Origin of the sequence: Mucilaginibacter sp. UR6-11, from assembly GCF_020880695.1 — a bacterium.
GTDB lineage: Bacteria > Bacteroidota > Bacteroidia > Sphingobacteriales > Sphingobacteriaceae > Mucilaginibacter.
Genome location: NZ_JAJIWO010000001.1, coordinates 324,382 through 349,904, shown reverse-complemented (window position 1 = coordinate 349,904; position 25,523 = coordinate 324,382). Strand labels below are relative to the sequence as shown.

30 protein-coding genes and 1 pseudogene are annotated in these 25,523 nt (G+C 43.6%); 15 read left to right on the top strand and 16 right to left on the bottom strand.

All coding sequences use genetic code 11. The features are described from left to right. Positions 1 to 174: 174 nt before the first annotated feature. From LJ658_RS01685 to mobC, 12 genes are all read left to right on the top strand, one after another. Positions 175 to 1,464, top strand: coding sequence for a site-specific integrase (locus LJ658_RS01685; protein ID WP_230544721.1), 1,290 nt, complete (start codon positions 175 to 177; stop codon positions 1,462 to 1,464). After that, positions 1,464 to 2,516 carry a YhcG family protein gene (locus tag LJ658_RS01680; RefSeq protein WP_230544720.1) on the top strand — a complete coding sequence of 351 codons (1,053 nt, stop codon included), beginning with the start codon at positions 1,464 to 1,466 and terminating at the stop codon, positions 2,514 to 2,516. Before LJ658_RS01685 ends, LJ658_RS01680 begins: the two co-directional genes overlap by 1 nt. After that, a complete protein-coding gene (locus LJ658_RS01675) occupies positions 2,513 to 2,875 on the top strand; it encodes an ORF6N domain-containing protein (protein ID WP_230544719.1) in 363 nt (120 codons plus the stop codon). The genes LJ658_RS01680 and LJ658_RS01675 overlap by 4 nt, the downstream gene beginning before the upstream one ends. Before the next feature lie 5 nt (positions 2,876 to 2,880). Continuing rightward, positions 2,881 to 3,099 carry a helix-turn-helix domain-containing protein gene (locus tag LJ658_RS01670; protein WP_230544718.1) on the top strand — a complete coding sequence of 73 codons (219 nt, stop codon included), beginning with the start codon at positions 2,881 to 2,883 and terminating at the stop codon, positions 3,097 to 3,099. 17 nt (positions 3,100 to 3,116) lie between these two features. After that, a complete protein-coding gene (locus tag LJ658_RS01665) occupies positions 3,117 to 3,548 on the top strand; it encodes a type II toxin-antitoxin system HigA family antitoxin (RefSeq protein WP_230544717.1) in 432 nt (143 codons plus the stop codon). Positions 3,549 to 3,734: 186 nt separating this feature from the next. After that, complete coding sequence (locus LJ658_RS01660; protein WP_230544716.1) at positions 3,735 to 4,052, top strand: helix-turn-helix domain-containing protein; 318 nt, start codon at positions 3,735 to 3,737, stop codon at positions 4,050 to 4,052. A 51-nt stretch (positions 4,053 to 4,103) separates the two neighbouring features. Next, positions 4,104 to 4,418 carry a hypothetical protein gene (locus LJ658_RS01655; RefSeq protein ID WP_230544715.1) on the top strand — a complete coding sequence of 105 codons (315 nt, stop codon included), beginning with the start codon at positions 4,104 to 4,106 and terminating at the stop codon, positions 4,416 to 4,418. A 24-nt stretch (positions 4,419 to 4,442) separates the two neighbouring features. Continuing rightward, positions 4,443 to 5,060 carry a ParA family protein gene (locus tag LJ658_RS01650; protein ID WP_230544714.1) on the top strand — a complete coding sequence of 206 codons (618 nt, stop codon included), beginning with the start codon at positions 4,443 to 4,445 and terminating at the stop codon, positions 5,058 to 5,060. A 133-nt stretch (positions 5,061 to 5,193) separates the two neighbouring features. Further along, positions 5,194 to 5,463, top strand: coding sequence for a hypothetical protein (locus LJ658_RS01645; RefSeq protein ID WP_230544713.1), 270 nt, complete (start codon positions 5,194 to 5,196; stop codon positions 5,461 to 5,463). Between the two features lie 146 nt (positions 5,464 to 5,609). After that, on the top strand, positions 5,610 to 6,020 hold the full coding sequence (locus LJ658_RS01640; protein WP_230544712.1) for a plasmid mobilization relaxosome protein MobC: 411 nt from the start codon (positions 5,610 to 5,612) through the stop codon (positions 6,018 to 6,020). Beyond that, entirely contained in the window at positions 5,987 to 7,198 is a 1,212-nt protein-coding gene (locus LJ658_RS01635; protein WP_230544711.1) for a relaxase/mobilization nuclease domain-containing protein, read from the top strand. Before LJ658_RS01640 ends, LJ658_RS01635 begins: the two co-directional genes overlap by 34 nt. Before the next feature lie 3 nt (positions 7,199 to 7,201). Next, positions 7,202 to 9,124, top strand: a complete 1,923-nt coding sequence (gene mobC, locus LJ658_RS01630; protein WP_230544710.1) for a conjugal transfer protein MobC — start codon at positions 7,202 to 7,204, stop codon at positions 9,122 to 9,124. 196 nt (positions 9,125 to 9,320) lie between these two features. Here mobC and LJ658_RS01625 read toward each other — a convergent pair whose 3' ends face one another. Together LJ658_RS01625 and LJ658_RS01620 are read right to left on the bottom strand one after the other, a co-directional pair. After that, complete coding sequence (locus LJ658_RS01625; RefSeq protein ID WP_230544709.1) at positions 9,321 to 9,740, bottom strand: hypothetical protein; 420 nt, start codon at positions 9,738 to 9,740, stop codon at positions 9,321 to 9,323. Then, positions 9,737 to 10,294: an RNA polymerase sigma factor gene (locus LJ658_RS01620; RefSeq protein WP_230544708.1), complete on the bottom strand. Its 558-nt coding sequence runs from the start codon at positions 10,292 to 10,294 to the stop codon at positions 9,737 to 9,739. Before LJ658_RS01620 ends, LJ658_RS01625 begins: the two co-directional genes overlap by 4 nt. A gap of 225 nt (positions 10,295 to 10,519) precedes the next feature. On the opposite strand from LJ658_RS01620, the gene LJ658_RS01615 reads away from it, so the two are divergent. The 3 genes and pseudogenes from LJ658_RS01615 to LJ658_RS01605 form a co-directional block, all read left to right on the top strand. After that, positions 10,520 to 10,738 carry a hypothetical protein gene (locus tag LJ658_RS01615; RefSeq protein WP_230544707.1) on the top strand — a complete coding sequence of 73 codons (219 nt, stop codon included), beginning with the start codon at positions 10,520 to 10,522 and terminating at the stop codon, positions 10,736 to 10,738. Between the two features lie 104 nt (positions 10,739 to 10,842). Beyond that, positions 10,843 to 13,284 (top strand): TonB-dependent receptor, encoded by a 2,442-nt coding sequence (locus LJ658_RS01610; RefSeq protein WP_230544706.1) that lies wholly within the window; start codon positions 10,843 to 10,845, stop codon positions 13,282 to 13,284. Between the two features lie 340 nt (positions 13,285 to 13,624). Beyond that, positions 13,625 to 14,167: pseudogene (locus LJ658_RS01605) on the top strand (DUF4932 domain-containing protein); the annotation flags it as partial. A gap of 60 nt (positions 14,168 to 14,227) precedes the next feature. Here LJ658_RS01605 and LJ658_RS01600 read toward each other — a convergent pair. The 14 genes from LJ658_RS01600 to LJ658_RS01535 form a co-directional block, all read right to left on the bottom strand. Further along, positions 14,228 to 15,445, bottom strand: a complete 1,218-nt coding sequence (locus tag LJ658_RS01600) for a hypothetical protein (RefSeq protein WP_230544705.1) — start codon at positions 15,443 to 15,445, stop codon at positions 14,228 to 14,230. A gap of 5 nt (positions 15,446 to 15,450) precedes the next feature. Further along, entirely contained in the window at positions 15,451 to 16,455 is a 1,005-nt protein-coding gene (gene traM, locus LJ658_RS01595; RefSeq protein ID WP_230544704.1) for a conjugative transposon protein TraM, read from the bottom strand. A gap of 2 nt (positions 16,456 to 16,457) precedes the next feature. Beyond that, entirely contained in the window at positions 16,458 to 16,613 is a 156-nt protein-coding gene (locus LJ658_RS01590) for a hypothetical protein (RefSeq protein WP_230544703.1), read from the bottom strand. Continuing rightward, positions 16,610 to 17,224, bottom strand: coding sequence for a conjugative transposon protein TraK (gene traK / locus LJ658_RS01585; RefSeq protein WP_230544702.1), 615 nt, complete (start codon positions 17,222 to 17,224; stop codon positions 16,610 to 16,612). The genes LJ658_RS01590 and traK overlap by 4 nt, the downstream gene beginning before the upstream one ends. A 4-nt stretch (positions 17,225 to 17,228) precedes the next feature. Continuing rightward, on the bottom strand, positions 17,229 to 18,434 hold the full coding sequence (gene traJ / locus LJ658_RS01580) for a conjugative transposon protein TraJ (protein ID WP_230544701.1): 1,206 nt from the start codon (positions 18,432 to 18,434) through the stop codon (positions 17,229 to 17,231). A gap of 6 nt (positions 18,435 to 18,440) precedes the next feature. Beyond that, positions 18,441 to 19,064 carry a TerB family tellurite resistance protein gene (locus LJ658_RS01575; RefSeq protein ID WP_230544700.1) on the bottom strand — a complete coding sequence of 208 codons (624 nt, stop codon included), beginning with the start codon at positions 19,062 to 19,064 and terminating at the stop codon, positions 18,441 to 18,443. Continuing rightward, entirely contained in the window at positions 19,051 to 19,722 is a 672-nt protein-coding gene (locus tag LJ658_RS01570; protein WP_230544699.1) for a hypothetical protein, read from the bottom strand. The genes LJ658_RS01575 and LJ658_RS01570 overlap by 14 nt, the downstream gene beginning before the upstream one ends. Beyond that, positions 19,709 to 20,359, bottom strand: coding sequence for a conjugal transfer protein TraI (locus tag LJ658_RS01565; RefSeq protein WP_230544698.1), 651 nt, complete (start codon positions 20,357 to 20,359; stop codon positions 19,709 to 19,711). The genes LJ658_RS01570 and LJ658_RS01565 overlap by 14 nt, the downstream gene beginning before the upstream one ends. Further along, positions 20,356 to 20,652 carry a hypothetical protein gene (locus LJ658_RS01560; protein WP_230544697.1) on the bottom strand — a complete coding sequence of 99 codons (297 nt, stop codon included), beginning with the start codon at positions 20,650 to 20,652 and terminating at the stop codon, positions 20,356 to 20,358. Before LJ658_RS01560 ends, LJ658_RS01565 begins: the two co-directional genes overlap by 4 nt. Beyond that, a complete protein-coding gene (locus tag LJ658_RS01555) occupies positions 20,649 to 23,102 on the bottom strand; it encodes a TraG family conjugative transposon ATPase (protein WP_230544696.1) in 2,454 nt (817 codons plus the stop codon). The genes LJ658_RS01560 and LJ658_RS01555 overlap by 4 nt, the downstream gene beginning before the upstream one ends. Continuing rightward, entirely contained in the window at positions 23,089 to 23,397 is a 309-nt protein-coding gene (locus LJ658_RS01550) for a DUF4133 domain-containing protein (protein WP_230544695.1), read from the bottom strand. The genes LJ658_RS01555 and LJ658_RS01550 overlap by 14 nt, the downstream gene beginning before the upstream one ends. Continuing rightward, positions 23,394 to 23,687 (bottom strand): DUF4134 domain-containing protein, encoded by a 294-nt coding sequence (locus tag LJ658_RS01545; RefSeq protein ID WP_230544694.1) that lies wholly within the window; start codon positions 23,685 to 23,687, stop codon positions 23,394 to 23,396. The genes LJ658_RS01550 and LJ658_RS01545 overlap by 4 nt, the downstream gene beginning before the upstream one ends. Further along, positions 23,684 to 24,193 carry a hypothetical protein gene (locus LJ658_RS01540; RefSeq protein WP_230544693.1) on the bottom strand — a complete coding sequence of 170 codons (510 nt, stop codon included), beginning with the start codon at positions 24,191 to 24,193 and terminating at the stop codon, positions 23,684 to 23,686. Before LJ658_RS01540 ends, LJ658_RS01545 begins: the two co-directional genes overlap by 4 nt. A gap of 148 nt (positions 24,194 to 24,341) precedes the next feature. After that, on the bottom strand, positions 24,342 to 25,208 hold the full coding sequence (locus LJ658_RS01535) for an RteC domain-containing protein (protein ID WP_230544692.1): 867 nt from the start codon (positions 25,206 to 25,208) through the stop codon (positions 24,342 to 24,344). Positions 25,209 to 25,523: the final 315 nt, after the last annotated feature.

Genomic DNA, 25,523 nt, shown 5'->3' with positions numbered 1-25,523 from the left:
CGGGGTGTTTTTAAGAGTTAATTGACTGTAATACAGTTATTTGCGTTCATAAAATAAGAACTCAAAAAGACTGTAAAAGATCAAAAATCTGCACCAATTTTCATCAAAACGCCCACCCGTGAGCTAAAATTTCGGGATGTAATTAATCATTTATTCACTTAAAACTGTTAAAAGATGAGAACATCACAGTCATTTGGTGTCAATTTCACCATCAAAAAAGAAAAAGCAAAAAATGGAATTGCCAGCGTTTACGCCGCTATCACCATTAACAAGGAAAGGGTCATTTTTGCCCCCAAAAAACAAATTAACGTTGAGGATTGGGACAAAGGCCACGGCGGGCTGAAGGTGAGGGTCCCAGAGGCCAAAGAAACCAATGCCTATTTAGAGCAGGTCAAATTTACCATTACGACCTACTACCAGCAATTGCAGCTGGATGGCAAAGAGATCACCCCTCAACTACTTAAAGCTTGTTTCCTGGGAGAAGACACCGAGGAAACTTATTCGCTAAGCAAACTCATGGACTATCATGAGGAAACAGCCTCAGCTGCTTTAACTGCCAGTACCCTGAAACATTACGGGGTTACCCGCCGCTACCTGGAGAAGTTTCTTAAAGCAAAGTATAATACAACGGATTATCGAATCAAGGACATCGACTATAAGTTCATTGTCGATTTTGAAACCTATCTGCGGAATCATAAACCGGCGGATCATTTTCAACCGTTGAACAATAACGGGGTAATGAAACATTTGATCCGTTTGCGTAAAATGACCACTTTGGCATTTAAGTTACAATGGATCAGCCGCGACCCCTTCAAGAATTACAAATTCCGCTACAAAAAAGTAGAGACCGCATTTTTGTCTACAAACGAATTGAAGGCGTTAGAAAATTATGATATCGCTTCGGATACACTCGAAGCGATCCGCGACTATTTCCTCTTCGCCTGTTATACCGGTCTGTCCTTTGTCGACCTGATGAATTTACATGAGGGCAATGTGGTCCGCGGTGAGGACGGGGAAAAATGGTTGAAACTGTTCCGGCAGAAAAGTCATGAGGCGACCAACCTTCCGTTGCTTGCGCCAGCGTTGGCAATTATGAACAAATATAAGGATAACCCGAGGTCAGTTTCTTTAAATAAGATATTCCCCACCATCACCAACCAAAAGGTCAACGTTTATCTCAAAGAGATCGCCAAAATCGTCGGTATTAAAAAGAAGCTCACTTTCGGCGTGGCCCGGCATACGTTCGCTACCACCATCACGCTGGCCAACAACGTACCTATCGAAACCGTCAGCAAAATGATGGGACACACCAAAATTGCCACCACCCAAATTTATGCAAGGGTGCTGCTCAAAAAGATCGGCGAGGATATGCACGTGTTACGGGAAAAACTCGAACCGGAGGTTCCCAAACGTAAGGCGAACAGAAAAGGAAATTCAAATACTCACCTTAAAAAAGTAAGCTAATGAAACCTATGAATAACGATAAGCTTTTTCTATCGGTAAAGGAATTGATCGAAAATGCACGCAGCTATGTTGTCAGGAACGTTAACACCGCCATGTTGTATACGAATTACACCATCGGCCAAATGATCGTTGAGGAAGAACAAAAAGGAAGCGACCGGGCCGGTTACGCGGAGACTATTGTCAAAGATCTAAGCATATCCCTAACGGCTAATTATGGCAAAGGATTTTCCAAACGAAACCTCGACTATTACAAGCAGTTCTATTTATTTTACCGGGAACGAATTGTGCAAACAGTGTTTGCACAATTTGAAAGACAAGTACAAGAACTTCCTTTAGCAGATATATTAACGGTCTTTGCCGATCAATTCAAGGTCGGTTGGTCGCATTATTTGCTGTTGATGAAGATCGCTCAATCTGAGGAGCGGGATTATTACGAATTAGAAGCTGCAACAGCAAACTGGTCATTCCGGGAATTGGAACGTCAGTACAATTCATCGCTGTTTGAACGCCTGATGCTCAGCCGGGATAAGAAAAGCGTTAAAGAAGATATCGATAAAGATATGATTACCGAGCCTGTTATTGATGCGTTAAAAACGCCATTTGTGTTAGAGTTTTTGAGTCTTAAGGAAGACAGCAGGTACTCTGAAAACGACCTTGAAACCGCTATTATTAATAAGCTTGAACATTTTATGCTGGAATTGGGTAAAGGGTTTTTGTTTGAGGGACGGCAGCGTCGTATCACCTTAGATGGCGACCATTTCTGGGTGGACTTAGTTTTTTACAATCGGCTCTTAGACTGTTTTGTCCTGATCGATTTGAAAATCGGCAAACTCACACATCAGGACATTGGGCAGATGCAAATGTACGTCAACTATTATGATCGGAAAGTCAAACGGCCCCATGAAAAGCCCACACTCGGTATCATCCTTTGTAAAGAAGATAATCGGGCGGTAGTCGAATATACACTACCGCTCAATAACGAGCAAATTTTCAGCAGGGAATATAAATTGTATTTACCCAGCAAGGAAGAACTTCAAAAACAATTATTATGATCGAGAAAAGTCAACAACCTCTTAACCAAATATACTGGTTAAGGGGACAAAAGGTAATGATCGACGAAGATGTAGCGGCTCTGTTTCAGGTCAGTCTCAAAGTATTGAGACAGCGTATAGATAGAACTAAACAGCGGTTCCCGCCCGATTTCTTGTTTTTACCAACCTTAGAAGAATGGCAAGTTTTACAACAACAGGCCGACCCCATACTCAAAATTGGTAAGAATCAAATACCACTGGTATTTACAGAAGCCGGACTACTTATGGCTTCGGGGGTCATTAAAAGCGATGTCGCCGTAAAGATCAGCATCGACATTATTAACGAGTTTTTCCAAATCGTAAACAGCTTAAAAAAGTAATTATCATGAAAGACCAACAGGAGATTCATCAGATCGGCGCAATGATACGGGAAGCTCGTTCAGCGCAAAATATGACCCAGCAGCAATTAGCCGATAAGTGCGAAATTGCCAAATCTCGTATTTCGAAAGCAGAAAACGATATCGGGAATGTCCCCGTTTCCATCCTACGCACCATCATCGAAAAAGGCTTGGGCGGTCAGTTGCAAATCGCTTTTGAGTTTTAAGTACAAAATGTGATGCTATGAAAAAGTTCACATTTTGTGAACTTTTTCATATTTTTGCTCCAATGGGTACCGAGCTAAAATATAAGGTCATCAAAGACAGAGTGCAGTATGACGACTATTGCAAAGCGCTGGAATTACTTTTGACTTTGAAAAGCAATCCCGATGTTCAAGACGAAGTGGAACTGTTAACGCTATTGATTCATACTTACGACGAAGCAAACAACACTTTTGTCGAATTAGACCCGATCACATTATTACGCTCTTTCATGGCAGCGCATTATTTAAAAGCATCGGATCTGATAGCCATACTCGGCGTGAGCAAAGGTTATATATCCGACATCCTGAACTACAAAAAAGGATTGTCCAAAGAAGTGATCCGTAAATTAGCTGAACACTTCAAAGTCCGGCAGGAGGCATTTAATAGATACTATCCTCTACACCAAAAATAACAGCATATATTATCAACCTAGCATTATAGCAATCTATCAACCTAGCGATTTAAATTGTTTCCAAAGTTTTCGGTCTATTTCAGTTTATCTCAATCCTTTTCCGCCTAAAAATAACGCCACCCTTCCCAAAGTTGTCATTTTCTGATTTTTCTGCTTCCGAATTTTGAAGTCCTTAAAAATCATATTATGGACAAAGCAACTGAACAACGATCAAGAATGGGAATGGTTCCGACACGAAACCAAATATTGACCCTTGGTGATTTGGAGGATTTCAAGAATGATATGCTCCAGGAGGTTAAACGTATCATCAAAGAATGCGCCAGTGGTGTACCTGGTAAAAAATGGCTCAAATCGGCTGAGGTGAAAAAGCTATTGGGTATATCGCACGGCTTCCTGCAATCCCTGCGGGATAGTGGCGTATTGCCATTTACTAAAATAGGCGGCTCTATCTATTATGATTATGAAGATATCACCTTCATGATGTCCGCGAATAAAAGCGCCTGATGTTTCACCGGCCGGGCCTGCCTGCCAGCGTCCGGCCAAAAATTTACACCTATGTTATTCCAAACACCCAAACGTAAAGCCAAGCGGGTGGCTGCGGAGCGCAGAAAACCCGAACCCATTTTGCAAAAAGGGTTTGGCACGGAAATGCCGCCGCAAAAGATCCTGGTTGATATTTATTTTGATCAGAAAGGGCTTGCCGCACAGGCAGACATATTTTATAACCATTATGAGAAAGCTAATTGGAGCAGCCCTAAAGGTACGCCTTACCGTAACTGGAAGCTATTGGCCGGAGAATGGATCTTCAATTATGAGCAGGAACAGAAACTCAGAAAACGGCAGCGGGAAAACGCGCTGCTATCATCCTAGTAAACTATAAAAATAGCAAAAATCATGGCAAAGATCATCACCATAGCCCACCAAAAAGGTGGCGTAGGCAAAAGTACCTTAGCGATCAACCTGGCGCTTTGTTTCCAGGATCAATTATCAGTAGCGCTTGTCGATACCGACTTACAGGGCAGCTTATACCACATCCGTGAGGAGTTCACGGAACTGGCCATTATTGGTGCCGATAAACTTAAAGACATACAACAATTGGCTTATGACCTGATCATTGTGGATACGCCGCCCTATCTATCCAACCGCTTACCCGAATTGTTCCTTTCTTCCGATTTTATTTTGGTGCCGACAAAGGCCGGTTTTTTTGACGTGATGGCCATCCGTTCTACACTGGCCCTGATCAAGGAGGCACAGCAAAAAGCACCGCATTTAAAAGCCGGCATTGTACTGAATATGGTCAAGCCGCGATCGGGCATCACGCAGGACGTAGCCGACCTATTGCAAAGCATGGGTACACCGCTATTGCAAACCAAAGTGCATGACCGGGTTAGCATCTCCCGCTCGTCGATAACCGGCGGTATTTTAAATGGCACCGACAGGCGGGCAAAAGAAGAGATCATGGCGCTGACGGAAGAAGTCGTAGAGCACATCAGCGCTGAGATAGCAATATAGCAAGCTAGCTTTTTATTTAGCTAATAAGCTAGCAAGATCGCAAACTAAGATCGTAGCAATTTATCAAACTAGCGACTTATGATAGGAAACTATCAAACTAGCAATGATTGCTAACAAACTATCATGATAGCAAATGGAAAATTACAAAAATAAGCTCGGCAATCTGGCCGACAAACTCAAACAGGAAAGGCCCGCTACCCCTATCCAGGAGGTAATTCCGGTCAAGGCAGCACCCGTACCAAACGAGCCCGAAGTACAGTTCAATAACCGGATACCCAAGGGCCTGTTAAAGCGGCTTAAGACTTTTGGACTGGAGTATGATGAATCCCTTAAAGACATCAATATACAGGCACTTGAACTTTATCTGCAAAACAAACAACAAACAACAAAAAATGCCGAATAAAACACTGACAGCAGGATAAGACCGCCCGCTTCGCGGCAGTCAGCAAGATGTACAATTGTGTCACAATTGAATCTTGCCCTCCGCGCAGGAGCTGCTGCGGGTCCAGGCAAAAAGCCTCCGAAGTCGGCTTTTTTAAGCAAATAACAATGGCTACACAAGAAGACAAAAGGGTACAATGGAAGAACCTCCGCTTCAAACCGGAGGAATATCAATTGCTCGAAAAGCGATTCAAAAAGACCAGCTTCCGAAAGCTTAGCGAATATATGCGCAGCGTGCTTTTGGAGAAACCGGTCACGGTTAATTACCGGGACAAAGCTATGGATGACCTGCTGGAAGAAATGATCCTGCTAAGACAGGAGCTTAACGCCATCGGCAATAACCTGAACCAGGCGATGCGTAGCATCAACAGTGCTCATGGCAATGCCGATACCCGACTATGGATGAATTTACTGAGCGTGATCAACACCAAACTAGAGCCGTCCATTAGCCAGATCAAAGAACGGATGAACCAATACGCGGATATATGGTCGCAAAAATTAAAAGCGGTAAAAGCCTGATCGGCGCGCTCAACTACAATGAGAATAAAGTGAAACAGGGAAAAGCCATGCTGATCGGTGCCAAAGGCTATCCCAAGGATGCCAAAGACTTATCCTTTAATGATAAGTTATTTCGCTTGACCGACCTGGCCGCGATGAATCATCGGGCCAAAACCAATACGGTGCATATCTCGCTGAATTTTCCAAATGGTGAAAACCTACCGGACGATAATTTAAATGACATCGTGAGGGATTACCTGAATGGCGTTGGCTTTGCAAGCCAACCTTATTTGGTTTACCGGCATGAAGATGCCGGACATCCGCATATTCACATCGTTACCACCAATATCAAACGCGATGGTGAACGGATCAGCCTGCACTACCTTGGACAGAATGAGTCTGAAAAAACACGTAAGGCGATAGAGATCAAATACAGCTTGGTTAAGGCGGATGAGCAAACCAAACAAAAGCCAAATCTGAAAGCCGACATTTCAGCCGCTGAATATGGCAAGGCCGAAACTAAACGCGCGATCACTAACGTCCTGAGTTTTATAGTAAGAGCTTACAAATTCACCAGCGTTCCCGAACTCAATGCCGTACTGGGTCGATATAATATTCAAGCCGACCGGGGTTCCAAAGATTCCCGCATGTATGCCCGCGAGGGGTTGGTTTATTGGATTTTGGATAAACGGGGCAACAAGATCGGCGTACCAATAAAAGCCAGCACCATTTATGGTAAACCAACACTCAAAACACTGGAGGAAAGGTTCAGGCTTAACGCGCAGCTGCGTAAGCCGTTCAAAGATGAGCTTACCAAAATATTGGATGGCATATTAATTAAGCCGCTAACCAAGCGTGACTTTCAAAAAGCCTTACGCGAAAAAGGTGTCCAGTGCGTCCTGCGACAAAACGAGGAAGGGCGCATTTATGGCGTGACATTCATCGATCAGAAAAACAAAGCGGTATTTAACGGCAGTGACCTGAGCAAAGCTTATAGTGCCAATCAGCTCAGCGCGCAATTTTTACCCGACCCGGTTAAGCCCAAATTCCAACATCAAGATCAAGCACAGGATGGTCATGAATTCAGCCAGGCATCTGCAGGCGACGAGTTGATAGATCTATTGTTTGCGGCTGAGCGCGAAGACCTCGCCGCGCTTAACAAATTCAAAAAGAAAAAACGTAAAGGATTAAATCTATAATATATGCAAACCGGAGAAAACGAACAGGCCCTCCGTAAGATCATTGATTTTACAAGGCTATTGAGTATTGCGATACTCATCATTCATTCTTATTTATGCTGTTACCCGGCTTTCCAGGAGCTCAAATTAACGCACAAGATCGTTGACCATATCTTATTGCCGCTTTCCAAAATGGTGGTCTTTAAAACGGTGCTTATCGCCAAGCTGAGTGCATTGCTCTTATTAGTAGTATCCCTGGTCGGCAGCAAAGGCAAGCGGGATGAAAAGATCAGGCCAAAAACGATCATCACTTATTGCTTTACCGGCTTGCTGCTTTATTTTATCAGCGGCTTTTTTTTAGCGTTGCCATTGACTACTAAAATAGTTGCTGCACTTTACATACTCATCACCGCCTTTGGCTACCTTTTATTTATGACCGGCGGCGGGCTGTTGTTTAGAATGCTCAAATTGAAATTGGGTGCTGATATCTTTAATAAGGAAAATGAGACGTTTCCGCAGGAGGAACGCTTGTTGGAAAATGAGTATTCCATTAACCTGCCCGCTAAATATCAATTAAAAGGCAAAGAGCGGTCTAGTTGGATCAATGTGATCAACCCGTTCAGAGGTACTTTAGTTGGCGGCAGTCCCGGTGCCGGTAAATCCTATTTTGTGATTCGGCATATCATTACCCAGCATATCCGCAAAGGCTTTAGTATGCTGATCTATGATTTTAAATACGATGATCTTTCCAGGATTGCTTACAACGCACTGCGGGAACATGGAGGCCGGTCATTTTATGTCATCAACTTTGAGAAGATTATGCACCGCAGTAATCCATTGGAGCCCGATACCATGCTGGATATTACGGACGCGATGGAATCGGCCCGCACCATCATGATGGGTTTGAACCGGGAATGGATCAAAAAACAGGGTGATTTTTTTGTCGAATCGCCGATCAATTTTGTAACGGCGCTGATCTGGTTCCTCAAAAAATATGAGGGCGGACGCTATTGTACCTTACCGCATGTGATCGAACTGTCGCTGGTAGATTATAAGGACCTGTTTGCCGTATTAAGCAGCGAACCCGAGATCGAGGTACTGATCAACCCTTTTATCTCTGCCTGGAAGAACGAAGCCTTTGAGCAACTGGAAGGCCAGATCGCCAGCGCTAAAATAAGCCTGGCTCGGTTAAGTTCACCGCAGCTTTATTACGTATTGAGCGGTAATGATTTTTCGCTGGATATTAATAACCCGCTTCAACCAAAAGTGGTTTGCCTCGCGAACAACCCGCAAAAGTCACAGGTTTACGGGGCGGTATTATCGCTCTATATTAACCGGATCAATAAGTTGGTGAACCGTAAGCACCAGCAGAAATGCAGCCTGATATTTGATGAGTTTCCAACGATATACTTTAATGGTATCGATAACCTGATTGCTACGGCACGTTCCAATAAAGTGGCGGTGACGCTGGCCGTGCAGGACTATTCTCAATTAAAAAAAGATTATGGCCGCGAGCAGGCTGAAGTGATAATGAATATCGTCGGCAATATCGTTTGCGGGCAGGTCACCGGGGATACCGCCAAACAACTTTCCGAGCGTTTCGGCAAGATCAACCAGGTCAAAGAAAGCCTCTCCATCAATGCTACCGATACCTCTGTGAGCAGATCCACCCAACTAGATTATGCCATACCAGCTTCTAAAATAGCCGGACTTTCCTCCGGGGAGTTCGTCGGTATGGTCGCCGACGACCCGACCAACAAGATAGAATTAAAGACCTTTCATTGTCAAATACAGAACGACCACAATGCAATTTCATTGGAAGAAAGTGCCTATCAAACCATTCCTGATGCCAGAAAGGTTTCCAATACCGAAGTTCAGATGAACTATCAGCGAATCAAAACAGAGATTAAAGGACTGGTGGAACAACTCGCCCATATTAACAGCTAACCAGACTTCGAACCTTAAGTTTATGCTGGCAGAATCTGCAGCCACGACGTTAACGCAGGCCAAAACATTCGGAGTGGCCAAATACGCAGATGGCTTAAAGTTCTTGCGGTAAATGGCGATAGCTTGCTTAAAATAAGCCGGCGCAAAATGGCTGGCAAGGTATCCATTTTAATGGTTTGAATGTCTTGTTGACAATTTATTGGGTGAAAGTTCTGTTACTTTTTACAAACTTTTGGTCAAATAATTGAATGAGTGCAATAACAATAATGACAAATAAAATAATCTTTTTATAGCTTAGCAGCCAAAGGTATAATTCTTTAGCTTCGTTGCCCAGTAGTTCATTTAGGATTATCCCTCCCCCGGCCAAACATATAATAGTGGCAAACGCCGTATAGGTATATATGCGAAGTTTACTTTCAGTGCTTTTACTTTGTTCAAATCTGTTAATCACCTGGTTAGGAAAACTATATGGCAATTTAACTTGTGGAATGTTGTCCAGTTCCTCAAATAGAGTTTTATACACAAAAAATCCCTCCTCATTGGATTTTTCAATGGTATAATTAATATCTTTCTGATCCAGTAATTCCTGAATTTCTTTATCGGACAACTTGCTCATCTTTCTTCATTTTTTAAATAAACATTCAATTTTTCTTTTAGTAACTGCCGCGACCTAAACAAGTAATTTTTTACAGTTCCTTCCGGCATTCCGGTTATATCCTGGATCTCCTTTAAGTTAAACTCTTTTAAATGGAACAGCGTAATAACTGTTTGATATTGCTTCGGCATTTGCGCTATCAATTCATTTACATAGACAGACATGTCCTTATGGATCGTGACCTTTTCCGGGTTATCAGCCGTGAAATGATAGTTTTCCACGTTCGCCGGATAGGGATGATATCTTTTCCCTTTATTTTTTCTTACGTGGTTGATCGTCGTCATATACGCAATTCGCGCAACCCAGGTAGATAGCTTAGCCTCGAACTGGAACCGACCAAGGCCGTTGAATATTTTAATGAAAACCTCCTGACATACGTCCTCTGTTTCATCCTTCTCGTCTATCAAACGGTTCACCACGGTAAATACCAATCTTTCATACTGGCTGACCAATGAGGCGAAAGCATTACGGTGACCTGCCAATATCCCAGAAATAACTTCGCGTTCATCGAACATATAATATATTAGTCAAAGGAAGCACAATAAAGGTTGCAGTAAATAAAAAAAAATAATTGCAACCTTTAATTATCGAGCCTTGACTATTGTATAAATTAACAACAAATTTTGCTTTACATGAAAAGTTCACACATTGTCGCCATCATATTATTTATTGTCATAGCCGTATTGATCGTTAACCTGTTTAATTTCCTGCTCAAAAAACGAATCATCGACTCCAACCTCATGGACGCGGATGCGATCAAAGAGTTACTCAATCAACAAGGCAAAAATTCAGAAATTTTAAAGTGGGGAATTATTTCACTTTTTGGCGGAGCAGGGCTAATTGTTTTGCAATTATTTCCCTTTGATCCTGCGAATTCCACTTTACCCTATGGTATCGAAATCGTGTTTATAGCTTTTGGATTCATTACTTACTATTTGGTTATTAAAAAGCAGCGATAACCTATCTAAATAAAATCTCAATTTCTAACTGCAAATTTTAACAGGCGCAATTCGTCTGCGGGAAAGCTATTGTCTAAAAATCTTATAAAAATTAAATCATCATTATGAAATCATCCGTTCAATTCTTCAATGTCTTCTTATTCATGGCGCTGATATGTGCTGTATTTAGTTCCAAAGCCCAAAATGCTGCGGGGTTTAATATAAGCGGCAAAGTCTTTAAATCCTTGAATACGCCTGCAGATTATGCTACTATAAGTCTCTTTAAGGCGAGAGATTCTTCACTGATAAAAGGGACCTTAACAAATGATCAGGGCGTATACGTATTCGATCATATACAGCCAGGGACATACTATGTAATTGCTACTGCCATGGGCTATAAAAAAACCGTTTCAGACACAGTAATGTTAGTGCTTCATGATTTGCGAATTTTGCCTTTAAGTTTAATTGAGGGCACCAAACAACTCAAAGAGGTTCAGATAACAGCTAACAGACCGCTTATAGAAAATAAATTGGATAAAACCGTATTAAATGTGGCGAACAGCCCGCTCGCCGCAGGTAATAATGTGTTGGAGATATTACAGAAAGCGCCGGGTGTTAGCGTAGACAATGATCAGATTAGTTTAAGAGGAAAAGCTGGTGTAAGTATTTTAATAGATGGAAAACAAACTTATCTGTCTGCCGACCAGCTCGCTGCTTTATTACGCTCTACCCAGGCCAGTACTATCCAAACCATTGAGATCATCACCAATCCGTCCTCGAAATATGATGCTGCCGGCAGCTCAGGTATAATTAACATCAAACTCAAAAAAGATCAGAATTACGGCACTAATGGCTCCCTTAACTTTACCCAGGGATATGGAATTTATCACAAAACTTATGCGGGGATGGCTATCAATCACCGTGAAAAGTATTATAATCTTTTTGCCGGCTACAATTATGGTAACTGGGCTAATTTTAGAAAGCTTGATTTTGACCGTAATGTTACAACAGGCGCTGCCACTACTTATTTTAATGCAGCTACTTATAACTTGCAGCAATACCAGTCACATAACCTCAGAGCGGGAATGGATTTTTACCTTAACAAAACCAATACCCTGGGTTTTATAGCCAGCGGCAATATATTCAAGGGTAAAAATGAACAAAACAGTACGAATTATATCGGATCGGTTCCATCCGGAAGAGATTCAGCCGTAGTTGGTTTCAACAGGGGGAGATCACCTTATGATTACCAGGCTTACAACATTAACTACAAATCGGTGTTAGATACATCCGGAACAGAGTTGAATGTCAGTTTTGATTATTCCAGATTTAATAGTACGGAAACTTATGATTATAATAACAGGTTTACAGATGGCGACCTGACGAATACCAGGTCGCCCCAAATTTATCAAACGCAGGCACCCAATCATATCAATATTTATGTGGGCAAAATTGATTTTAATCACGCCTTTAACAAAAACATCAACCTGGAAGCCGGCCTGAAAAGTGCATTGGTTAAAACAGCTAACAGGTTAATTTTTGACACGCTGCTCCAGAACAACTATGTTAATGATCCCCGCAGAAGTGATAATTTCCGTTATACGGAAAGCGTAAGTGCGGCTTATGTTAATCTCAATAGTACCTTTGACAAACTCAGTGTTCAGATCGGGCTAAGAGCAGAAAACACTTATTCAAAGGGAGAATCCCCTGCGGCTACGATCAAAAGAAACTACCTGAATTTATTTCCAACCGTATTTCTTATGGAACAACTTTCACCTGATCATACAATTGGTTTTTCTTATAGCCGCCGGATTGACCGGCCCAATTATGGTTTGCTTAATCCCTTCATTTACTTTATAGACCAATATACTTACCGCCAAGGCAACCCGTACCTAAAACCTCAGTATACGGATTCTTACGAGGTCAATTATCTTTTTAAAAATCGTTACACGCTTAGTATCGGCTACAGGCACACCGGAGATGCAATAACCACTGTAATCCTTAATGATCCGTTGACAAAAGCCATTTTTCAAAAGAGTGAAAACTTGGCTTCCAATAATTACTATAATATCAACCTGAATGCTCCTATTGATATTGCCAATTGGTGGACAACCAACAATAACATTGTCTTTTTCTATAACCGGTTTAAATCTCCGGATATAAACGGCGCTTCTCTGAATTTATCGAAACTGGCTTATCAGGCAAGTAGCAACCAAACCTTTACCTTCAGCCAGATGACATCTGTAGAATTGAATGCTAACTATTTTTCCCCGGCTGTACAAGGTATTTTTAATACCGGCAGATATTATGGGGTAGACTTGGGTTTGAACCAATTCTTTTTTGAAAAACAATTTTCGATTAAACTGGCTGTTAATGATCTTTTTAATACCCGTGGACGACAATCATCCAACAGCTACCAGCAGGGCAATAACTTGAAGATCCGGTCTGCTTTCGACAGCAGGGTGGGCCGCCTGACTCTGACTTACCGTTTTGGAAATAATAAGATCAAATCCAGTAATAAAAAAACAGGCTCGGAAACAGAAGAAAACAGGATAAACAAAAATTAAGCTTAATATATTGATTCCGCATAGCTAAGTCGATAAAAAAGATCGGTTTTTGGCGTCTATCAAAATAGTACTTTTGCTGCAGAGCACTAAAATTCCGCTATGAAATTCAGGTTAATTATTCTGTCACTTTTTATTTTTTCAAACAGCTATTCGCAGGACATTGTCAGATCAAAAGTGGAGGCGGGTGGAGCTATTCAGTATTATATTTCGATTGGCTGGTAACCCGGAATATAATATGAAGCTTTGGGTTTTTCCAGGGTGATGTTTCTCGCGGTTGGCACGGAATTTAAAGGCGACCGGTTAATTCTGATAAAAGGCGCTAAAAAATACTTTAGGAGGTAAATGGGAGAACAAGGATGCGCTGAAGTTTATAGCGCTGGCGAACGACTTTTACAAGAAATCAGCCTTTGAAACTTTCTTTGACGCCCCCCAACGATACGCCGATGCTACCGCTCAATTTGATCATTCCGCAAAGGAGTTTGATCAAAACTGGTATTTGAATTACTACGGTGAGCATGATATCGCGTACCAGGTTATATTAGGGCTTGGCGACGGCGGTGCTAACTATGGCCCCGCGGTTAAACCTATCAACCCCAAAAAATTGGCTTAAGCGATAATGGGCTCCTGGACTTTTACTGCAACATTCCAGCCGCTGTTTCCAAAAGAAATTTATATGCCTTATCTGATTCACGAGTTTAATCACTCATTTATTGATCACTTGCTGGACGATGAAACCATTGCGCAGCAACTTAAAGCAAGTGCCCCAATATTGCTAAAGACTGAGGAAGCGCCGATGAAACTGGAGGGTTATGGGGACTGGCACAGTCCGGTTAATGAGTCTTTGGTAAGAGCTTCGGTGGTGCGGTATATGATGTTGTGGTGAGGTGATACGAAAGTCCCCAAACACTGCTGCCGGGGACTTTCAATCTAATCATTAGTCGCATTATACGCTCATTTTAGCGCCGCGTTTGCGTTGCTTTTTTGCCGGCGCATCCTCCTGGGCCTGCGCTTGCTTTTGGTCCTTTTTATTTTCCGCTTTTAGTTCCGGTTTTCTATAATGCTCCAGTTGCTGGGCTTCACCTTTCCAATTGGTGAGGTTAACCCGGTGTTCAGCAGGGTTAGCCTCAAGGAACAATTTTACTTCTTTCCCATCCTTCATGGCGGTCACCTGGTGCCGGTTACCTTTTTCTAATGACTTCATTAATTTATCGCGGGCGCCCTCTTCATTGATACCGACAATATCCAGTTTGTCTATGGCCCGTTCAGGTTTATAATTCCAGCCATCGGTAAAAGGGCGGAGTTTGAAATTGCCATTTTCGGTCTTGTTTTCTTTATCGATAATGATCCAGGCATTGTATTTTTCACCCTCCAGGTTTTCGAGTTGTTTATGGACAGCACGACCTTCCATGAGGTTATAGGCCTCCTTCGCGGTAATGCCGCTGCCTTTGTTCAGGTAAAAGGTTTGCTGCATATCCTTATCCCGCAATGACGCATCGTATTTGTTGAAGAAGTACATATCGTTTTGATCGCCGGCTTTGTAGTGCAGGGTATAATCTACGCTCTGTTTATTATATTCCTGTTCACTGGTTAAGGTAAACTCCTTTTTGCCCGACTTGATATTTTTTTCCAGCTCGTCGTTTAATTTCTCGCCAAACCCCAGGTTCAGCAATTGCTTTTGCAGATAACTTAAATTTTGATCGTTCATAACATGATTTGTTTTTAGTAAATGAATATAAGCTTGTGATTCTTGAAGGTTCAATGGCATAAAAGGGTCGTGATCATTACTGACGAACAGGCTTAGGCGGAGTAATTCGGTCGCCGTACCCACCGGCACATTGGGCTGGAAATATTGCATAACATGGTTGTTGACTTTGCCGGGTATATTCATCGAGGCATCAATGCAGTACAACCGGTAATCGGAATTTTCCGTCTTTTCAAAGGATAACGCGAATTCGGCGCCGTCTTGTTGTAAAAAGATATCGTGCAGCCGTTTTTCATTGTTGTTGGTCACCATGCTGCGCAATTCGTTTAGCAGGACATCTTCGTTGAAGCCGAGATCCGCTAATTGGGTTCTGAGTTCATAAAAATTGATGGCCTGGTTCATGTCTATATGGTCTAAATAATCCGTTTCCCTTGGGTCAATATTCAGTTCGTCGTCCATAACCTTTATTTGTTGATCTTTAATAAAACCGGGTATTCGTTGGCCAGCTTCACTTTGATCTTTTTAACTTTTTTGCTGAACAGGCTTTTAGCGGCGTTAACACCACCAGCAGCAGCCTGCGCGCCCAACGATTGATCCATCGTCAGGAATTGCATACTTTGAACGGCGTTATCCGCGCCGGAACCGGCTGCCCCGCCCAATTCGGCTTCAGGTGCAGGGATGCCGGGCATCCCGTCGAGACTAAATACCGTTAGGTTCACCGGGATGATCTGTTTATCCAACCGGATATTCTGTATCGTTAACAGTAGTCGTTGGTTGGTGACTTGACATACCCCAAAGAGTTCCTGACCTTTAGGCAAGAGTTGATTTTTAATGGTAATGGAGTCGGTCAACTTGAGTTTAACAGCGCCGCCATCCATGACTTTTTGTTTGCCGTCAATAATAGCCGGGATGGCCTTAAAAGGTGTGGTATCTTCCGGCTTTGTTGGCGTGGTGATAACAGACGACGGATTTTGTATAGCCTGTATCTTATCCAGCATCTTATTTAACTGCTGCATTTCCGGGTCTGGCTGACTACTGCCCGCATTCATTCTTTGCATCATCTTTTTAAGCTGCTTCACTTGTTGCGGGTTGGGTTCATCATAATTGGTTACTGGCCTTGTTGGCTGCGGTTGGTTGAGTTGACTGTTCAATTGAGCCAGTTTGGCTTGTATCCGCTCTACCTGGTCATCTGGTGTAGCTACTGAATCTTTTGTTAACCCCATTGACTTTAAAAATGCCGGGCTGACGCCGTTTTGGGTAGAATCATGCTGGGCCGCCTGGTAAACCGACATCTTATCGGTTTTGTCTTTGTCCTTAAACTGCGCTTCCGGCAGGTTGGTATCGAGGCCCCGGTTATTGACGATTTGCTGATTTTGATTTTTGCCGCCACCTAAGGCCCAAAAGGCCATGGTCATAAATGGGATCACCAGTAGGGGTAATACCAACAGGAATTTTCGTTGCTTTTCCATAATTATTTGTTTTTAATTCTCGGTTGTTGAATATTGCCGGTGTTGATGCTCATTTGCTGGTAGCGGATACTGAGTATCAGCAAGGCTGCGAACAGCATGCAAAAAATCACCAGGGCTGTTTTTTGCTGTTTTAGTGTTAACTGATTGAATCTTTTCATGGTGCGATGGTCGTATCACGGTTAGCCAAGGTTTCCCAATGTTCGATCAAAAAGCCGTGCGGGTTATTATCGGAACGGCTAACATTGCGCAGGTAACCCTGGGTGATTAGTAATTTGTTAATGGTCGAAGTAGCCCGGATCAGCTTTTGCGTGGCGAAGCATTTAAAATAATAAGGCTCGGAATTGATATTGAGTTGAATGCTGTCCACGGTGATCTGCTGACTGATGTTGCCCGAGATCAGGTTATTATAATAGCTCTTTTCTTTCAGGCCGTTATATTGGTTACGGGCGCTTTCATCAGCCAGGTACAAAGCTTTGCTGATATTGCTTTCAATAACTTTTTCGTCGGGATCAAGTGTAAAGAAATAGTGATGGAACATTTTAATATGGTCACGCGCTTCAACGGGGATGTTGTCTTTGCGGTCCGCCGCTATCGCTTCGAGGGCTTTTCCATTAGCCAATACATAAATGTGCCCCGATGCTTTTTGATAGGCGGCAAAGGAAAAATAGATAGCCGCGATGGATATGATCGCGCTGGTTAGGATGACCAGGGCGACAATGCGTTTATTTTGCTGAAAAGCAGTTTCGATATTTCTGAGATGTGTGAACATGAGCTTATTTTTTAGCGTTTCCGTTGAGTTTTTCTGCCTGTACATTATTGGAACCTGCCGAACGGTAGCCTTCGGCGATATGGCCGGGTGCGTTAATAATATTGGCAGCACCCTGGCCCATGCGTTCACCGGCGGCCATGCCTGCGGCATATGAAGAAGATTTCACTGAACTCAAACTAATTGAGGTCAGGTTGGTGACTTTGTTCAGCAAGCCGTTGCCGCCACCTGGATTGATGATATAGCCGGCCACGGCAGGTACAGTAAAGTAGCCGACGATACCAATCAAAAGAAATATCAGGTAAGCCGTATCGGTACTGGAAAAAAAGGTATCGCCAGCGTTGCCAATTTGTTGGATATCCAGCTTCAGCATATTTTCCTGCACCTTACCGATAATGCTGCCGAAGATGTTAGCGACCGGTAACCAAAGAAATACATTGAGGTATTTGGCCAGCCAGGTCGTCAGCGTATGCTGGAAACCGTCAAAGACGGCGATGCCAAAAACGAGCGGCCCTAATATCGCCAACACGACCAAGTAAAAGGTCCGGATGGTGTTGATACAAAGCGCGGCGGCTTCATACACTACCTGCAATATTTCCGACATCCATTGTTTGACGCTGTTGCGGAACTTGTAACTGGCTTTGTCCATGGCGAATTTTACATCATTACCCAGACCGGAGAATACACCTTCTTTGTCTCCATTCGGGTCATCGGGGTGGGTGTATTTATACCACTTGTCGCGGTCGCCTTCGCCGTCATCGCCCACATACATCTGCCAGGTATCTGTTTTTTCGATAGCAGCTTGCTTTTGGGCCAATAGCTTTTCGATAGCGGCATCCGAATTTTTAACCATCCCGCCAGTCGCGGTGACGACAGGGTTCATTACACCATTGATTATGGCGATGACCGTTGGGAACAACAGGATCGCAAGGCCTAAGCCGAATGGCCGCATGAGCGGATAAAAATCAACTGGTTCAGCGTTTGCTATATGCCGCCAAACTCTTGCCGCGATATACCAAAGTGCGCCAAAACCGGCAATGCCGCGGGCAACGCCTATCAATTGGCTGCACATGGGGAGCATTTCCGAATACACATTATTTAACACGCCCTGGAGGCCGTGGATATCGTCAGCCAAACCGTCGGCTTTGGAAAATAAGGGAAAAAGTATCCCTGTAAACGCCAATAAGGCGCTTAATAATAGTTTCTTTTTCATGTTTTTTTAGTTGATGCCGTAAAGCCGTTTGAGTGTTTGGGTATCGTTTTGATCTTTGCTGCGCTGCAAACTCAGTATAACCGCTTTGCGGTTAAAGAAGCGGAGAAATTGCAGTTGCTCGGTACTGCTGTTGTAAATGCGATCGATGGCCCTTAGCCGGTCATCATCCGACATGCGCAATTGCCCGGCGGTCGTGACGTTGGCGAGTTCGTCAATATTGGCATTACTTTGCCTGACGAGCTGGTTATAGACATTATTGAAATAATTCAATTCATTGCTGTTGAAGCTGCCGCTTTGCCGAAACAGGCTGGCGTAGCGCTTATACTCGCTGATCAAATCAGTTTGCTGCCCTACGATCTGGCCGATCCGGGGGTTATTACGAACTGCCGGATTAACGGCCATTAAACCGGTCAGGTAGCCATTATGCAGATTGAAATTGCCTTTTGATAAATTGGAAACCATGCCATAGCCCTGCTGGTAAATTTGATAGCCTTGTTTCATATCGGAAAGAATGGCCTTGAACTGGGTCAATTTCTCAATATTCAGCAGCAATTGCTGCAATTCGTCGCTTTGGGCCTGTGCGCTCATACCGAAGCACAATAGGGCCACCATGATTTTAACGGTTCGCATATAAATTCTTTAAGGTGTTATGATCGTTTTGTTCCTGTTGTTTATTCCGAACATAGAGCTGTAACTGTGATCTGAAATTTGCAGCAAAGCGGTAGTTATCCTGCATCGCCTGGTGTAATCTTGCGATCTGCCGGATGCGTTCCTCATCGCTCATTTCGGTTTTATTATCCGATAAAATAGTTTGCAGGTCATTGATGCGGGCATCGCAATCACTTAACAGCGCGTTGCAAACTTTGCCGGTATAGCCGCTTTCAGTAGCGGTTAAGCCGTCCTGCTTTTTGATAGCGGTCGTTTGCTTTAAAATATCTTGTTGCCAGCGAATAATATCATTAACCTGGCTATTATTTTTAATAGCAGTGTTCATGGTCTTTAAGTGCGTATAGTAACCGTTGTGCAGGCTGTATTCGTTGCCAACGTAGGAGGTAATGGAACCCAGGCCACCTTTAGCGATACTATAACCGGTTTTGAGGTAGCCGCTATAAACCTGTAGCGCCGCGATCTGTTGCAACAGATATTTCTTTTGTGTTTTCTTTTGGCTGAACCATTCCGCGAAAGTTTGCGCCTGTGCGCAGTGGCTCATGGCCGCCGTCACCAGTGCGAACGCCAGCAAATGCTTTGCTTTGCTGCGAAGGCTTGTCGCTTGTTTAATGCAGTCCATAATAACTTTTAATCGTTTGTACTTCGTTCAGATCCTTGCTGCGGTGCAGGCTCAGGATCATATTCTGATTATTATACTGTCTCAGGTCGCTGTAATTTTCATCCAGCCGGTCACCAGCCTGGTTGATAGCCTCCAGTCTTTGTTGATCGGTCATTTGGGTTTTGCCCGGATTGATGACCAGCATGATTTGGTCGATGTTTTTAGCGCTGGCATCCAAAATGCCTATATAAACCCTTTGCATTTGGATAATTTCATCAGGCTTAAAGTGTTGATCAGACTGGAATAGTTTCCAGGTCCGTTGATATTCGCCCACCATGGCTATTTGTTTTACCGTCAGATCTTTGATGCGCTGGTAATAGGCAATGGTTGATTTGACTTTCCACAACTCGTCATAATAGTCACTATACAACGCCTTTTGCTTTTCCGACCAATTGGAAATCTCCGTCAAGCGGAATTTGGATAGTTCGTTTTCTATCGTTTTTTGGGCATTCTGTAACCAGATCGTTTCGTTCTGCATGCGTTGAACCTTCAGGTCAATGGCTTTAATTACTTTTTTTACCAGCGTCGTAACGATCTGGTATTGAGCCTGGCTGCGTAATGATACCAAAAGCAGGATGATGACTATTAGCTTTTTCATGGCAGTTTATGGTAAGTAGTGTTGCCGATCTGTATTTGGTCGCCATTGATCTGCATGGCTGGCGCGTCGGGACTGTGCAATGTCCATTTCCGGGTTTTGAACGCTTTGGGCAGGATCTGGCCATTGCGTATCTTTTGAAAGCCGGTGTGATTAATGATAACCGTATCAGCAATGACGAGCGTATCATCGGCTATAGAAAACTGACCCTCGACATGGCTGACGTAAGTGCCATCGTGATTTGTACTCGATTTGCAGGCTGCAAATAGTATCGCTATATAAATGAACTTTTTCATGCTGCTTTGTTTTCTTGTTCTTCCTGGACGATAACCGCGATAGCTTTGCGGATGTCGCCATATTTCTTTTTGTAGGCTTTCACTTTCGCTTTTTCAGCAGATTCTGTGGTATAGGTCCAGTATTCTTCCCGACTAACCTCGGTGCGGTAAACTCTCGACAATTGCCCGTTAAGCGATATAAACACTTCTTTGTATTTGTATCGTTCGTCATTTGCGCGGTTCATACTCATGATGAGTGCGGTTTCCTTATCAGTGATACCTAAAAGCTGCTGGATCTTCGGAAAATCGTTCTGGTATTTGCGCTGGTCAAGCAGGATCTTACAGTCGCTGTTATTGATAATGGCTTGCTTCACCACCGGCGAACTGATAATATCTTCGATATCCTGTGTTACCACTAATGCTTCACCAAAGTATTTTCGCACGGTTTTAAAAAGATATTTAATGTATTCGGCCATACCTTCACGGGCGATGGCTTTCCAGGCTTCTTCGATCAGGATCATTTTGCGGGTTTCTTTCGGCAGCTTGCGCATTTTACTCACAAAGGTTTCCATGATAATGAGCGTAACCACCGGGAACAGGATGGGGTGGTCTTTAATATTATCCAGTTCAAACACGATGAAACGGCGGTGCAGTAAGTCCAGGTTTTCGGTAGCGTTTAAAAGGTAATCATATTCACCGCCTTTATAATAGGGACGTAAGACGAATAATAAATTATCAATGTCAAAGTGCTGGTCTTTCACCTTGCTGGCTTTCATGGTATCATAAAAGGGCCCTTTCAAAAACTCATAAAAGGAATTGAAACAGGCAAACTCTGGCTGGCTTTCATAATAATGAAACAGGGCATCAGATATGGCGATATATTCGCTTCGCTGTACACCTTCATCTTCTTTTTTCCAGAGCGCCAAGATCATGGCTTTGATGCTTTCGCGTTTTTCGGTATCGAGCACATCGTCTTTACCGACATAAAATGGATTAAAGCTGATCGGGCTGTCTTCACTATAGGTGAAGTAATAACCATCGACGAACTCGCAAAGCCCCTCATAACTGTGACCAACATCCACTAATACGATGTGGGAATCGTGCTCATAATAGCTGCGGAGCAGGTGGTTGGTAAAAAAGGATTTGCCGCTGCCGGACGGACCGAGGATAAATTTATTACGGTTAGTGGTGATGCCGTTTTTCATCGGCTCGTCACTTACATCAACGTGCAATGGATTACCGCTCAAGCGGTCACCAAGGCGAATGCCGCAAGGTGATAGTGAACTTCGGTAATTGGTTTCTAAATTGAAGAAACAGACCGCTTGTTCAGCAAACGTATCAAAGGTGTCATTCATCGGGAAATTACCCGAATTGCCGGGCAGGCCGGCCCACCAGATCTGCGGCGCGCCGTCGGTTTCCTGTTTGGGCTGGGCATCCAGTTGGGCGAGGGCGGAGCTGACTTTGTTGCGGACATCCTTGAGTTCGGCTTTATCAGCCGTCCAGGCCAGGATATTGAAATGTGCCTTAACCGGAAGCCGTTGCTGGCTGATCGCTTCGTTCAAAAACTCCTGGGTGGCATCACGGCCGATTGCGTTTTCGCGGGAGTAAGCCGAGAGCGATTGCAGGCGCAGTTTTTTGGCTTCCAGTTTTTTCAGGGTTTTGGCACTATCTTCAATGAATAAATACTGGTTATAAATATGGTTACAGTTGAGCAGCGCCCCGATGGGGCTGGCAAAGCCGGTGCTGAATTTGGTTTTATCGGTACTGTATTGATCGTAGGTGATCCGTGGGCCAACTAATGCCGGCAAATGCTCGGTTTCGGCTAAAGTGTAGAGCTGGCAATAGTTTTCACCGATGCGCAGCTCATCACGCAAATGAATGTCTTTTAATACCGGTTTATCACTGTTACCCAACAGAAAACAGTATTGTTCCAAAATACCGGGAACCGCAAGTGTGCCCGCTAATTCGTCATCTGTTAAACGGAGTACGCGCACCAAACCGCTGTCCTCCAGTATGCGTTTAAATTGCCCGGCGCTGTCCGCAAAATCCCGGAACAGTTCGGTTGAGGTGGTTTGAGCTGGGGTAATATGCTTGCGCATTAAACCACTGGTCGCGCTGGTGACCTGCTTATAATTTTCCGGCCTTTTGGTGAGCATCACGATACAGTGGTGGGCGAGGTAAGGTCGCTCGTTAAAGAAGCGTTCGCTGGCATGGCCCAAAAAGGTTTTATCGCCAAATCTGGCTTGATATTCTTCCTGTACGAACCAGTCCTGCTTATGAAAAATGCTGTTTTTTGGCAATAACTTTATGGCTTTAACCCAGGTTTGGTGAAAGGCCATATATTCGTCGTTCGACAGGGTGAACAGTTCCGGCAGGGTCAACTCAAATGCGATGCTCAGGTCACCCTGCATGGAAAGCATTGTGTCATGCTCAACTTTATAGATCGGGAAAACTTGTTCAGCGTTTTTCATAAAAGAGGGTCCTTGTTTTAAATTTTAAATAGGTCGGCAGGTATTTGCGGGCATTGCGTTTCATTAGTCCGTGCTCACCATATTTATGGCTCAGGCTGAATGCCTGGTGAAAGAGCAGGCTGCCTAAGCCCAAAATGATAAGGATACATAAGTAAACCGCCACGCCGATGAGGTATAGGATCGCAAATAACACAAGCAGGATAACCAGCCCGCCACCCAGATAACCGATGTATTGAGCCTTCAACCCTTTAAATTCTATTGGGCGGTTTATGCCCTTGTTAATTTGGTAACTCATACACCAAAGAATGATTTAAGGACAGTGGCTACAACGACCAGGAAGATGCAGGAACCGAACCAACTGGAGGCGACTTTACCGGTATCGTGTTCGCCATCATTCCATTTTTTATAAACTTTTATAGCGCCAACCAGGCCGACAATAGCGCCAATGGCATACATTAAATTGGTGCCCGTAGAAAAGTAACTTTTAACCTGGTTGGTCGCCTCGTTAATACCGGCATTGCCGTCTTGTGCCATCGTAACCGTGGCTATAAATAACAGGGAAATAATTGAAATGATCTTTTTCATGATGCAAATGTTAAAGGCCATTCTTCGGCCTGGATTTCAAATGGGAGTTTGTCAGTTGCGTAGCTGTTAAGCTGTTTAAGAATGCCCGGCAAACTGATTTCATCAGCAAACACTTCGTATTTGTCCAGTAATAGTTTAAAAAGGGAAAGGAACTCATTTTTATCACCATTGTCGCTGTAGGCATCAATGAGCACGACAGCTTCAGCTAACAGGTCATCGCCCGGTCCTTTGAGCAGCGTTTGATCACTGATATCATCGGGTTGCGAACTGCTGAAAATTAATTCTTCGGGATTATACAAACCTGTATCGGCTTCTGGTCTTGCTTCGCCCATCACTATGGTCATTTGATTGGCGACCGGCGGTATGGCTGGTTGCGGTTTTGGTTTGATCTTGAGGAATGCCGATAATTCCGGCTGGTAATAACGCAGTCCGACGTAAGCGTACCAGGCTGCGGCGAGTAGGAGTATGGCAGTAATATATTGCTGCCAGGATATTGCGTTAAACATATAAGCTTTGTTTTAACCCGCGGCCCCATGCCGGCGGGCAAAACAAAGGTGAAAAGTATCGCGGCGGATACTTGCCAACGTGTAAAAGGGTGGGGTAGTTATTCCCGAAATTTAGATCGATTCAGACGCCAATAGACCGTAATATTATTTATTGCATGTCAGGCGGCAAGCCCTTTTTAAATTTTTCCTTGATGAAATTCCATAAGCTATTCTTTAGGCGGTTCAGGAAAACGAACATCTCCCTTTGCCGCTTGACGACATCCAACAACTTATGATAAGGCTCGTTGATCTCCATTTGGAAGACAAACTCCCAGATCGCCACCAGCTCGTTGATGTCGATATTGCCATTATTAACCGCGCAACTGGTTTTTAATGAGTACAGCAGTTCAGCGGCATCGGTTTGGCTGGCGGTCCATTGTGGATGGTTGAACGGAAATACTTTTTGACCGATCAGCGTGGCGAGGTCTTCGTTACCGATCTTGGCTAGCTCGAGCTTCAGGTAATCCTGGAATTTTTCATTAGCAATGATCTTTGCGAGTTTGTAATCGTGGGTAGTGCTATATTGCTCGTCCTCTTCAAAATCCTCCAGTTCCGCGTGAACATCAAAACTGCCACGGGTATAGTAGCTCTCATCCATTTGGGTCATGCCGGAACGGTAGTAGGAGTAAAACGCCCGGTTATGATCAAAGAAGGTCTTGAGTTCAGCCAAGTGCATTTCGATATAGTCACGTTGTATCCTTTCGCCACCGGTCGGTTTTTGCAGCAGGAAATTATGGATATTGATAAAGTAAATGTACTTGCTGTAAAATTTGGGTTTGATTTCTTTAAAGAAGTGCACTTCCTCAGTTTTGTTTTCAAAGGCGTAGCTGGAGATATAGTTCTTCAGTTTGCTCATGGCCTTTTTACATATCTTGATGGAGGCTTTGTACTGTTCTGTTAGTGATTCCCCGGATAAGGTAATTTCAGCGAGTTGGTTTTCCATGGCGCTGTAAAAGCGCTCCGTAATTGTTTTCATATGGTAGCTTTTTAAGTTTAGGATTTGTAAAGCTCATACGCGGGACCTGCAAGTACTGCACAGGAAAGGCTCTGGTAAGCCGCAAAGCACAGCACAGGCAAGCCCGCGTATCAGCGGTTTGCTTATGCCTCCGGGCCTTTTAAAATTTACCAGATTTTTCCTGTGTAGGAGGCGTGTAGAATATATGTTTTAGATTTTTCTGTTTCGTAAAAAGCGCGGCCTGCGGTGAGGCGGGCCACGCTGATTTAATTAACTATTACTAACTTCTCTTAACTGTTTATAAAGAACGATCGTTTAAAGACGCCGGCCCGTTAG

Bases quoted from the DNA above. Each gene is read 5' to 3' on its own strand.
- LJ658_RS01620 (WP_230544708.1), bottom strand. From the start codon at position 10,294: ATGTTCGATGAACGCGAAGTTATTTCTGGGATATTGGCAGGTCACCGT.
- LJ658_RS01645 (WP_230544713.1), top strand. From the start codon at position 5,194: ATGGAAAATTACAAAAATAAGCTCGGCAATCTGGCCGACAAACTCAAA.
- LJ658_RS01560 (WP_230544697.1), bottom strand. From the start codon at position 20,652: ATGAAAAAGTTCATTTATATAGCGATACTATTTGCAGCCTGCAAATCG.
- LJ658_RS01655 (WP_230544715.1), top strand. From the start codon at position 4,104: ATGTTATTCCAAACACCCAAACGTAAAGCCAAGCGGGTGGCTGCGGAG.
- LJ658_RS01575 (WP_230544700.1), bottom strand. From the start codon at position 19,064: ATGCGAACCGTTAAAATCATGGTGGCCCTATTGTGCTTCGGTATGAGC.
- mobC (WP_230544710.1), top strand. From the start codon at position 7,202: ATGCAAACCGGAGAAAACGAACAGGCCCTCCGTAAGATCATTGATTTT.
- LJ658_RS01550 (WP_230544695.1), bottom strand. From the start codon at position 23,397: ATGAGTTACCAAATTAACAAGGGCATAAACCGCCCAATAGAATTTAAA.
- traK (WP_230544702.1), bottom strand. From the start codon at position 17,224: ATGTTCACACATCTCAGAAATATCGAAACTGCTTTTCAGCAAAATAAA.
- LJ658_RS01680 (WP_230544720.1), top strand. From the start codon at position 1,464: ATGAAACCTATGAATAACGATAAGCTTTTTCTATCGGTAAAGGAATTG.
- LJ658_RS01570 (WP_230544699.1), bottom strand. From the start codon at position 19,722: ATGGACTGCATTAAACAAGCGACAAGCCTTCGCAGCAAAGCAAAGCAT.
- LJ658_RS01685 (WP_230544721.1), top strand. From the start codon at position 175: ATGAGAACATCACAGTCATTTGGTGTCAATTTCACCATCAAAAAAGAA.
- LJ658_RS01600 (WP_230544705.1), bottom strand. From the start codon at position 15,445: ATGGACGACGAACTGAATATTGACCCAAGGGAAACGGATTATTTAGAC.
- LJ658_RS01670 (WP_230544718.1), top strand. From the start codon at position 2,881: ATGAAAGACCAACAGGAGATTCATCAGATCGGCGCAATGATACGGGAA.
- LJ658_RS01625 (WP_230544709.1), bottom strand. From the start codon at position 9,740: ATGAGCAAGTTGTCCGATAAAGAAATTCAGGAATTACTGGATCAGAAA.
- LJ658_RS01665 (WP_230544717.1), top strand. From the start codon at position 3,117: ATGAAAAAGTTCACATTTTGTGAACTTTTTCATATTTTTGCTCCAATG.
- LJ658_RS01540 (WP_230544693.1), bottom strand. From the start codon at position 24,193: ATGTTTAACGCAATATCCTGGCAGCAATATATTACTGCCATACTCCTA.
- LJ658_RS01635 (WP_230544711.1), top strand. From the start codon at position 5,987: ATGGTCGCAAAAATTAAAAGCGGTAAAAGCCTGATCGGCGCGCTCAAC.
- LJ658_RS01660 (WP_230544716.1), top strand. From the start codon at position 3,735: ATGGACAAAGCAACTGAACAACGATCAAGAATGGGAATGGTTCCGACA.
- LJ658_RS01610 (WP_230544706.1), top strand. From the start codon at position 10,843: ATGAAATCATCCGTTCAATTCTTCAATGTCTTCTTATTCATGGCGCTG.
- LJ658_RS01590 (WP_230544703.1), bottom strand. From the start codon at position 16,613: ATGAAAAGATTCAATCAGTTAACACTAAAACAGCAAAAAACAGCCCTG.
- LJ658_RS01640 (WP_230544712.1), top strand. From the start codon at position 5,610: ATGGCTACACAAGAAGACAAAAGGGTACAATGGAAGAACCTCCGCTTC.
- LJ658_RS01535 (WP_230544692.1), bottom strand. From the start codon at position 25,208: ATGAAAACAATTACGGAGCGCTTTTACAGCGCCATGGAAAACCAACTC.
- LJ658_RS01555 (WP_230544696.1), bottom strand. From the start codon at position 23,102: ATGAAAAACGCTGAACAAGTTTTCCCGATCTATAAAGTTGAGCATGAC.
- LJ658_RS01565 (WP_230544698.1), bottom strand. From the start codon at position 20,359: ATGAAAAAGCTAATAGTCATCATCCTGCTTTTGGTATCATTACGCAGC.
- LJ658_RS01650 (WP_230544714.1), top strand. From the start codon at position 4,443: ATGGCAAAGATCATCACCATAGCCCACCAAAAAGGTGGCGTAGGCAAA.
- traM (WP_230544704.1), bottom strand. From the start codon at position 16,455: ATGGAAAAGCAACGAAAATTCCTGTTGGTATTACCCCTACTGGTGATC.
- LJ658_RS01545 (WP_230544694.1), bottom strand. From the start codon at position 23,687: ATGAAAAAGATCATTTCAATTATTTCCCTGTTATTTATAGCCACGGTT.
- traJ (WP_230544701.1), bottom strand. From the start codon at position 18,434: ATGAAAAAGAAACTATTATTAAGCGCCTTATTGGCGTTTACAGGGATA.
- LJ658_RS01675 (WP_230544719.1), top strand. From the start codon at position 2,513: ATGATCGAGAAAAGTCAACAACCTCTTAACCAAATATACTGGTTAAGG.
- LJ658_RS01615 (WP_230544707.1), top strand. From the start codon at position 10,520: ATGGACGCGGATGCGATCAAAGAGTTACTCAATCAACAAGGCAAAAAT.